Source organism: Clostridium sp. (assembly GCF_030532265.1).
GTDB lineage: Bacteria > Bacillota > Clostridia > Clostridiales > Clostridiaceae > Clostridium.
Window position 1 is genome coordinate 1 of sequence record NZ_JAUNLM010000068.1, and the last position, 8,804, is coordinate 8,804.

The 8,804-nt window shown below is 23.3% G+C and carries 10 protein-coding genes; 8 read left to right on the forward strand and 2 right to left on the reverse strand.

Annotated features, from left to right (window positions below; genetic code table 11):
- Nucleotides 1-752 (forward strand): ribose-phosphate diphosphokinase (gene prs, locus Q4E08_RS10765; RefSeq protein ID WP_303130867.1); only part of this gene is annotated, 752 nt, incomplete at its 5' end.
- 359 nt (nucleotides 753-1,111) lie between these two features.
- On the opposite strand, the gene Q4E08_RS10770 is transcribed toward prs, so the two are convergent.
- Nucleotides 1,112-1,534 (reverse strand): hypothetical protein, encoded by a 423-nt coding sequence (locus Q4E08_RS10770; RefSeq protein ID WP_303130868.1) that lies wholly within the window; start codon nucleotides 1,532-1,534, stop codon nucleotides 1,112-1,114.
- A 273-nt stretch (nucleotides 1,535-1,807) separates the two neighbouring features.
- Here Q4E08_RS10770 and Q4E08_RS10775 point away from each other — a divergent pair, with 273 nt between their 5' ends.
- From Q4E08_RS10775 to Q4E08_RS10805, 7 genes are all read left to right on the forward strand, one after another.
- On the forward strand, nucleotides 1,808-2,287 hold the full coding sequence (locus Q4E08_RS10775; protein ID WP_303130869.1) for a hypothetical protein: 480 nt from the start codon (nucleotides 1,808-1,810) through the stop codon (nucleotides 2,285-2,287).
- 10 nt (nucleotides 2,288-2,297) lie between these two features.
- Complete coding sequence (locus Q4E08_RS10780; protein WP_303130871.1) at nucleotides 2,298-2,975, forward strand: cytochrome c biogenesis CcdA family protein; 678 nt, start codon at nucleotides 2,298-2,300, stop codon at nucleotides 2,973-2,975.
- 13 nt (nucleotides 2,976-2,988) lie between these two features.
- Nucleotides 2,989-3,576 (forward strand): TlpA disulfide reductase family protein, encoded by a 588-nt coding sequence (locus Q4E08_RS10785; protein WP_303130872.1) that lies wholly within the window; start codon nucleotides 2,989-2,991, stop codon nucleotides 3,574-3,576.
- An 80-nt stretch (nucleotides 3,577-3,656) separates the two neighbouring features.
- Nucleotides 3,657-4,340, forward strand: coding sequence for a response regulator transcription factor (locus Q4E08_RS10790; RefSeq protein WP_303130873.1), 684 nt, complete (start codon nucleotides 3,657-3,659; stop codon nucleotides 4,338-4,340).
- A 3-nt stretch (nucleotides 4,341-4,343) separates the two neighbouring features.
- Nucleotides 4,344-5,735 carry a HAMP domain-containing sensor histidine kinase gene (locus tag Q4E08_RS10795; protein ID WP_303130875.1) on the forward strand — a complete coding sequence of 464 codons (1,392 nt, stop codon included), beginning with the start codon at nucleotides 4,344-4,346 and terminating at the stop codon, nucleotides 5,733-5,735.
- Nucleotides 5,736-5,924: 189 nt separating this feature from the next.
- Nucleotides 5,925-6,893 carry an alpha/beta fold hydrolase gene (locus Q4E08_RS10800; protein WP_303130876.1) on the forward strand — a complete coding sequence of 323 codons (969 nt, stop codon included), beginning with the start codon at nucleotides 5,925-5,927 and terminating at the stop codon, nucleotides 6,891-6,893.
- A gap of 135 nt (nucleotides 6,894-7,028) precedes the next feature.
- Nucleotides 7,029-7,811, forward strand: a complete 783-nt coding sequence (locus Q4E08_RS10805) for a histidinol-phosphatase (RefSeq protein WP_303130878.1) — start codon at nucleotides 7,029-7,031, stop codon at nucleotides 7,809-7,811.
- A gap of 47 nt (nucleotides 7,812-7,858) precedes the next feature.
- Here Q4E08_RS10805 and Q4E08_RS10810 read toward each other — a convergent pair whose 3' ends face one another.
- A complete protein-coding gene (locus tag Q4E08_RS10810) occupies nucleotides 7,859-8,638 on the reverse strand; it encodes a D-alanyl-D-alanine carboxypeptidase family protein (RefSeq protein ID WP_303130880.1) in 780 nt (259 codons plus the stop codon).
- Between the last annotated feature and the right edge of the window lie 166 nt (nucleotides 8,639-8,804).

Genomic DNA, 8,804 nt, shown 5'->3' on the forward strand with positions numbered 1-8,804 from the left:
TGCCTCTTTTATATGAATCAAGACAACATAGACGTAAAGGAAGAGAATCTCTAGACTGTGCATTAGCACTTCAAGAACTTGAAAGATTAGGTGTAGATGAAATTATAACTTTTGATGTTCATGATCCTAATGTACAAAATGCAGTTCCTTTATTATCATTTGAAAATATATATCCAACTTATGATATAGTTAAATCACTTGTAAGTAATGAAAAAACTTTAGAGCTTCATAGTGAAAATTTACTTGTAATAAGTCCTGATACTGGAGCTATGGATAGAGCTATTTATTATTCAAGTGTATTAGGAGTAGATGTAGGTTTATTCTATAAGAGAAGAGACCATTCATTAATAGTTAATGGAAAAAATCCTATAGTTAAACATGAATATATGGGTAGAGATGTTGAAGGAAAAGATGTATTAATAGTTGATGATATGATAGCATCAGGAGAATCAGTTCTTGATATAGCATCAGAGCTTAAAAAGAGAAATGCAAGAAATGTATATGTAGCAACAACATTTGCATTCTTTACAGAAGGACTTGAAAAGTTTACTGATTTCTATGAAAGAGGAATAATAAGCAAAGTTTACTCAACTAATTTAACATATGTTCCACAAGAATTAAGAGATTCTAAGTGGTTCCAAGCTGTAGACCTTTCAGAATTCTTAGCAAGAATTATAAATAGATTAAATCATGGAAAATCAATAGCTAAATATATGGATGCAACTGAAATAATACGTGATTTATTGGATTAGTTTAAATATAAATTAAAATAAAACTACTATAATTTTTAAAATTATAGTAGTTTTATTTTGTTTAAGGTAATATTTTAGTATGGAAAAATACAAATATTAAAATATAGCATTACTTAAATAATGTAAAAATATTAACATAATAATAGGAATGAGAGTAATAACTTATTATATATATTTATTAGAAGATTGAGGAATATGTAAATGAAATATATATTTATAATCTAATGTTATAAATTATATTGGAAGAAAACTTAAATAAAATACAACTAAAATATTTAAAAAATTATAATTTATTAAGATAAAATGAACATAAATTTAAATATAAAATAGGAGCTTAAAATTTAAGCTCCTAATAAATACTAAGCTTTTGCCTTAAATTCATTAGAACATTTTTTACATGTAACAATAACATTTTTATGAATTCTAGGTAAGCGAAGCTTTTGTCCACATCTAGGACAGGAAATTATTTTGAATTTTCTTTTTTGATTTAATTTATATTTAAGCATATTAAAAGCTTGAGGTATATAATCTAGTGTAATCCTAGGTAAATTATAAGGAATACTTTTATTAAATTTACTAAGTATTTTATTTATTATAGAAAGAAATTTATTTAATTCATTTGTTCTTTTAAATATATTTTTTGAAAAAGTTCTATAAATTACAAATATATTTAAAATTAAACCTAAAAAATTAGTATAGTAATTAAATCCAAGAAAAAAACTTATAATAAGTAGAAAGATTGATAACAAATCAATACCATATGCACCATAAAATATATTCATATATATTCTCCTTTTATATAAAATTATAATATGTTCAATTTATAATAGGTATTTTAACATATTATAATAAAATTTGTAATAATTATTTAAATACAAAGAAAAAGCTATTAGTTAATTAAATCTAATGGCTTTTTTGTATTATTTTTTATTCTAAATTTTTATATTTAAAAGAATATTTTGTATTTAAAATATATGATTATTTTAAAATCTTCATAAAATCTACAAAATTCAAATTTAAAATTAAATCATAATTTTAGTGAAGGGATTGGTGTTTTGAATAAATTTAAATTAATATCAATACTTATATTTATATTTTTTACAGGAATTTTTGTTGGAATAAAAGCAAACTTTTATTTAGGACAAAATGAAAAAAAGAAAGAAGTAAAAGAAAATTCAATTTATGAAAGAATTAAAGCAGAGGGAAATATAATAAATAAAAGTTTTAAAAATGATAAATTAGACCCTTTAATAACTATTGCTGAAAAACAAAGTAATTTTAATATTAAATTAGATGGAATAAAAAAAGATGAGAAGGTTGTTTTAATAAATACGTATACTGGAGAAAAAGTAGAGTTTAATACTGATGGAGAAGGAATTTTTTCAGTTGATACAAGTCTTGAAACGGGGAAGGATTATGGAATTCTTATGAATAATAAATTAATTGGTTCTATAAAGATTATAGATAGTTTTAAAAATATTAATATAGAAGAAGTTTATAATCAAAGCTTAAAATCAATTAGTTGTGGCCTTTAGGAGGGAGTATATGAATTATATAATATTATTTTTAGAAGGAATAATAACCTTTATTTCACCTTGTATATTACCTATGGTACCTATATATATTTCATATTTTATGGGAAGTAATACTGATAACGGAAATAATAAAAACAAAGGATTTATAAATTCTTTAGCTTTTGTAATTGGATTTGCATTTATATTTACTTTATTAGGTGGGATGGCTGGTAAGTTTGGAAATTTAATTAATGAATATATAAATATTTTTAATATAATATCTGGAATATTATTGATAATATTTGGACTAAATTATATAGGAATATTAAAAGTTAATATTCTTCAAAGAACTTTTAGAATAAATAATGTACTAAAAAGCAATTCGATAATTTCATCACTATTATTTGGTTTTGTATTTGGAGTTGGTTGGACTCCATGTGTTGGACCATTTTTGGGGTCAGCAATGATGTTTGCAGCAAATTCAAGTCATACATTACAAGGAGTTAGTATGCTTTTAGTATATAGTTTAGGTCTTGGAATTCCATTTATATTATCAGCATTATTAATTGATACTTTAAAAAGCACATTTAATTTTATAAAAAGAAATTATAAAGTTATAAATAGAATTTCTGGAACAATACTAATTATTATAGGAGTCTTAATGATGACTGGATACTTAAATAAGGTATTAGCATTATTAACATTTTAAGGAGGAAGTTTTTTTGAGTAATAAAAGTAGGCTTATATATATAGTTTTGACTCTTTTTATATTAATTATAGGTAGTTTTATAGGTTATAAATATTTATCTAAAAGTTATGAAAGTACTCAAGAAGGAAAACAATTTGTAGAAAGTGGATTTACAGAAAAAGTTAAAGAAGAAACAGTAGAAAAGGCTCCAAATTTTATTGCTTTTGATAAAGATGGAAAAGAAGTGAGGCTTTCAGATTTTAAAGGTAAAAAAGCTGTTGTTGTTAATTTTTGGGCGAGTTGGTGTCCCCCATGTAAAGCAGAAATGCCATATTTTAATAATGCAGCAAAGAAATATAAAAATAATGATTTAGAAATATTAATGGTTAATCTTACAGATGGAATGAGGGAAACTAAGGATAAAGCTCTTGAGTATGTAAAAAAAGAGGGTTATAATATGAGCATATTGTTTGATGAACAGTTAAATGGCGTATCAGCTTATAATGTTCAAGCATTACCAAGAACATTATTTATAGATAAAAGTGGAAATATACAAAATGATTATACAGGTCTTATAACACAAGAAATACTTAATGATAATATAGAAACTATTATAAGTTAATCATAAATAATAAAAGTCAGTGCTAACTTTTAGTAGTGCTGATTTTTTTATTTTAAAAATATAATTTAAAAGGTGATTTTATGAATAAAAATAAAATACTTGTTGTTGATGATGAAATTAAAATAGTTGAAGTAGTAAAAGCTTATCTTGAAAAAGATAATTATGAAGTTTTTATAGCTACTGATGGGAAAAGTGCATTAAAAAGTTATGATGATAATAAACAAGATTTAATAATTTTAGACTTAATGTTACCAGATATTACTGGGGAGGAAGTATGTAAAATATTAAGGGAGAAATCAGATGTTCCAATAATAATGCTTACTGCAAAAGTTGATGAAGAAAATATATTAAATGGATTTAATATTGGAACTGATGATTATGTTATTAAGCCTTTTAGTCCAAAACAGCTTATAGCTAGAGTAAATGCAATAATAAAAAGAGTTAAGAATAATAAATCAAAGTTATCATTTAATAATGGAGATTTGATAATTGATAAAGATAGTTATGAAGTATTTAAAAATAATAATCTAATAACTCTTACTCCATCAGAATATAAAATACTTCTTCAATTAGCTGAAAATAAAAATAAAGTTTTTACGAGAGGGGATATTATAAGTAAAACTATGGAAGATGACAGTTTTGTTTATGATAGAATAGTTGATTCTCATATTAAAAATATAAGAGCAAAAATAGAAGATGATAATAAAAAACCAAAATATATTTTAACTGTACATGGAATTGGATATAAGTTTGGTGGTGATTAAATTTTGAATAAATTAAAATATAGATTTACATTAATATTTATAGCGTTTTCTTTGATTTTAGTTTTTATGATTAGTATAATTGCTAATATTTTCATAAAGAAAAATTTTAATAGTTACATAGAAGATAGTATAAATGAAAAAAAGTCAGAGATTATTTCAAATATAACAAGTTCATATAAAAAAGGGAGTTTTAATAAAGAAAATATAAAAACTATTGGTCTAAATGCTGCAAAACAAGGTTTTATAATAAAACTCATAGATAATAATAAAAATGTAATATGGGATGCAAGAAAAGTAAATAAGCTTCTTTGTGAATCAGTTTTAGAAAAAAATAAAGAAAATACAAATAAAATAAATCCTAATATAAATGGTGAGAATACTATAGAAAAAATAATTATAAAACATAATAAACAATCTTTAGGAATTTTACAAATAGAATATATAGGGCCATTTTATTATAATGATTCAGATTTAATCTTTTTTAATACATTAAACAATGTTTTAATTGGTATTTTAATATTAGCAATAATTTTTTCTGTAATTATTGGAATACTTCTGTCACATACAATAAGTAAACCTATAATAAAAGTTATAGATGCTACCAAACTAATTTCAGAAGGAGAATATTCAAAAAAGATTATTTGTAAAAATAAAATTCAAGAAATAAATTCAATGGTTAATTCAATAAATAAATTAGCATATAAATTAAGTGAAGAAGATAAGCTTAGAAAAATATTAACTAAAGATATATCACATGAATTAAGAACACCATTAACTACAATACAAGTACAAGTTGAGGCTTTAATTGATGGTATTTTAGAGCCAACAGAAGAAAGGCTTAAAAGTATTTATGAAGAAATCCAAAGGCTAAATAGATTAGTTAAATCTTTAGAGAATTTATGTAAATATGAAAGTGATTTAATAAAGTTAAATAAAGAAAAAATTAATATAAAAGAACTTATAGAAAATTTATGTATAAATTTTGAAAAGCAAATTTTAGACAAAAATATAAGTTTAAAATTAAACTTAGAGAATAATTTTATAAATGCTGATAAAGATAAATTTAGTCAAGCTATAATAAATATACTATCAAATAGTATAAAATATACAAATGATTACGGTCATATAAATATATCATCTTATGAAGAAAATAATTATGTTTATATATCAATAAAAGATGATGGTATTGGTATAAGAAATGATGACTTAAAATATATATTTGAAAGGTTTTATAGAGTTGATAAATCAAGAAATAGTAAAACTGGTGGGGTTGGAGTTGGATTAACTATAGCAAGAAGTATAATGGAAGCTCATGATGGAGATATAAAGGTTATTAGTAAGTTTAATAAAGGAAGTGAATTTATATTAACTCTTAAAAAGGATAAGTGTTTTTAAAAGTTGAAATGACTAGATAAAAATAGTATCATAATCATATAATGGAAAATAGTGAGTTAATATACATAAGTTTATTAACAATTTTAAATTGTATTAATTAAATTTAGAAATTAATATAAATTATTTTTTAAGAGGAGTATATTTGTTTAATCTCCTCTTATTCTTTATAAAAAGGGAGGAGAGATTATAATGAATGGATCAAAAATAAAATATTTTAATAATTATGGAAGTAGTGAAAAAGATATAAAAGAATCAACTACCCTTTTAAATAGTGTAAAAGAGATAGGATATTTTAAAGGAGAAAATAATAAAGATATTTATTATGAAAAATATATTTTACCAGATGAAAAAGGAAAAATAGTAATAAGTCACGGATTTACAGAATTCTTAGGTAAATATGAAGAGATAATTTATTATTTCTTAAAAAATGGATATTCTGTTTTTGGTCTTGAACATAGAGGTCATGGGAGATCAGGATGTTTTGGTAAAATTGATAAAACTCAAGTAACTGTAGAAAAATTTGATTATTATATTGAGGATTTAAAGAAATTTCTTGATGAAATAGTTAAAGGAAGTCCAGAAAATACATATTTATATGCTCATTCAATGGGTGGGGCTATAGGTTGTATATTTCTTGAAAGATATAATGGATACTTTAAAAAGGCTATATTAAGTACTCCTATGTTTAAAATAAAAACAGGAAAAATATCTAATAAGCTAGCAAAATTAATATCTGGAACTATGGTTAGGGTTGGAAAAGGTGAAGACTTTATATTTGGACAAAAATGTTTCGATGAAAAGTTTGATTTAGAATCAGCAGCAACTTCAAATGAACACAGATATAGAAATTATCATAATAAATTAATAGAAAATGCAGAGCTTAGAAGAGGCGGGGGTTCATTTACATGGTTAAGTGAATCTATTAAAGCAACTGAATATTTAATAGATAGAGAGAATATTTCAAATATAGATGTTCCAATATTACTTTTTCAAGCTGGGAGAGATGATTTTGTAGAGGCTGAAGGTCATAATAAGTTTAATGAATTATGTAAAAATTGTAATTTAGTTAGATTTGATAATGGTAAACATGAATTATATTTAGAAATGGACGAGATATTGCACGAGTATTTAGATATTATATTTAATTTTATAGGATAATGTATTAAAGAGAAATTTGGGGAATAGTCAATTGGATTTTTTGAAAATTAAATGATAAAGTTAATATATAGATAAAACCGCACACTTATTTTAGTGTGCGGTTTTATCATATAATTTATATAGGAGGGATTAAATATGAAAACAAATTATCATACTCATAATTATAGATGTAATCATGCAGTTGGAACAATTAAAGAATATGTAGAAGAAGCTATTAAAGAAGGATATGATGTTATTGGATTATCAGATCATTTACCGCACCCTGGAAAAAATATAGATAACGAAAATAGGATGAAATATGAAGACCTTCCAGAATATTTTAAAGAAATTGATAAAGTAAAAGAAATGTACGGTGATAAAATAGAAATAAAAAAGGGAATTGAGTGTGAGTATTTTCCAGATTTTTTATGGCTTTATGATGAATTAAAAGAAAAATTTAAGGTAGATTACTTAATACTTGGAGCACATTTTTTTCCATACAACGGAAAATGGTTTTACATAGGTAGTTATTTAACACCGGATAGTTTAGAAAAGTATGTTGATTTTGTATTAGAGTCAATGGAAAGTGGACTATTTGCATACATAGCTCACCCAGATTTATTTGGAAGTGGATATAGAGACTGGGATGAGCATTCAATAAAGGCGTCAAGGAGAATACTAAAAAAAGCAGAAGAACTTGATATGCCTATAGAGATAAACATAAATGGATTTAAAAAAAGAAAAATAAAATATAATAATGGTGAAAGATATATGTATCCAATAAGAGAATTTTGGGAACTTTCCAAAGAATATAATGTAAAGAGAATAATAGGTGTAGATGCACATAAACCTGAAGACATGAGAGATTTTAAAATAGCTGTAGATTTTGCAAATGAATTAGGATTAAAAATAATTGATAAAATAGAATTAAATAAATAATAAAATATAGAGTAGATATTTTTATCTACTCTATATTTTATTAAATTTTATTTTTTATTTAAATATTCTTCTAAAGTTATATTTTGGCTATTTATTTCTTTAGCAACATCTTTACCAACGTATCTTAAATGCCATGGCTCGTAATTATATCCAGTTATATTTTCCTTTCCTTTAGGATATCTTAAAATAAAACCAAATTTAGTCATATTATCTTTTAACCATTTGAAGGTTTTGGTATTTTCAAAACCGTCATTTAAGTTACTATATTCATTTGATAATACATCAACAGCAAGTCCGGTTTGATGTTCGCTATGACCAGGCTTGGCTACATATTTTTCTGCATGTTCAATTCCATTTCTTTCTTTACTACTATTAAATACTGATACTTGGTAATCATAAGATCTATAACCTGATATACCTTTAAGTATTATTCCATCTTTAGCAGCAGCTAAAAACATATTTTCAAGAGCATTAGCCGCATCTTTTCTAAGTGGTTGTTTCATACTAAGAGAATAATTATTGTAAGTAGCTTTAGGCATTACAAGGTCAGAAGGCTTATATGAACTATCTATAGAATATTTTTTGTTTACTAATAAAATATTAGCTACAGATGAGGATGTCTTTATATCTTTTTTCTTTGACTCTGTTTTATTATTTTGTGTTATTTCAGTTTTTGGGGGTTTTATTATCTCTGGAGTTTCATTATTTTTATTTATGTTATTTTTATAAATATATCCACTTATTAAAGTTGTTAATCCAAGAGTTATAAAAAATATTAATATTAGAATTATAAATTTATTTCTTTTTTTATATCTTTTTCTTCTCATAAATGTTCAATCCTTACTGTTTATATTTTTCACAAAGAGAAATTTAATAAAGTTTATATAATATTAAGTTAAAATCAATAAACAGTTAAATTTTTCTAAATCCATATCTTATTTTATATTATAGCACTTAATAATAAAAGTATTTTTATCATTTAAAAAATATTTT

Excerpts from the sequence above, each read along its gene's own strand:
- Q4E08_RS10770 (WP_303130868.1), bottom strand. The coding sequence starts at position 1,534 with ATGAATATATTTTATGGTGCATATGGTATTGATTTGTTATCAATCTTT.
- Q4E08_RS10780 (WP_303130871.1), top strand. The coding sequence starts at position 2,298 with ATGAATTATATAATATTATTTTTAGAAGGAATAATAACCTTTATTTCA.
- Q4E08_RS10790 (WP_303130873.1), top strand. The coding sequence starts at position 3,657 with ATGAATAAAAATAAAATACTTGTTGTTGATGATGAAATTAAAATAGTT.
- Q4E08_RS10800 (WP_303130876.1), top strand. The coding sequence starts at position 5,925 with ATGAATGGATCAAAAATAAAATATTTTAATAATTATGGAAGTAGTGAA.
- Q4E08_RS10805 (WP_303130878.1), top strand. The coding sequence starts at position 7,029 with ATGAAAACAAATTATCATACTCATAATTATAGATGTAATCATGCAGTT.
- Q4E08_RS10810 (WP_303130880.1), bottom strand. The coding sequence starts at position 8,638 with ATGAGAAGAAAAAGATATAAAAAAAGAAATAAATTTATAATTCTAATA.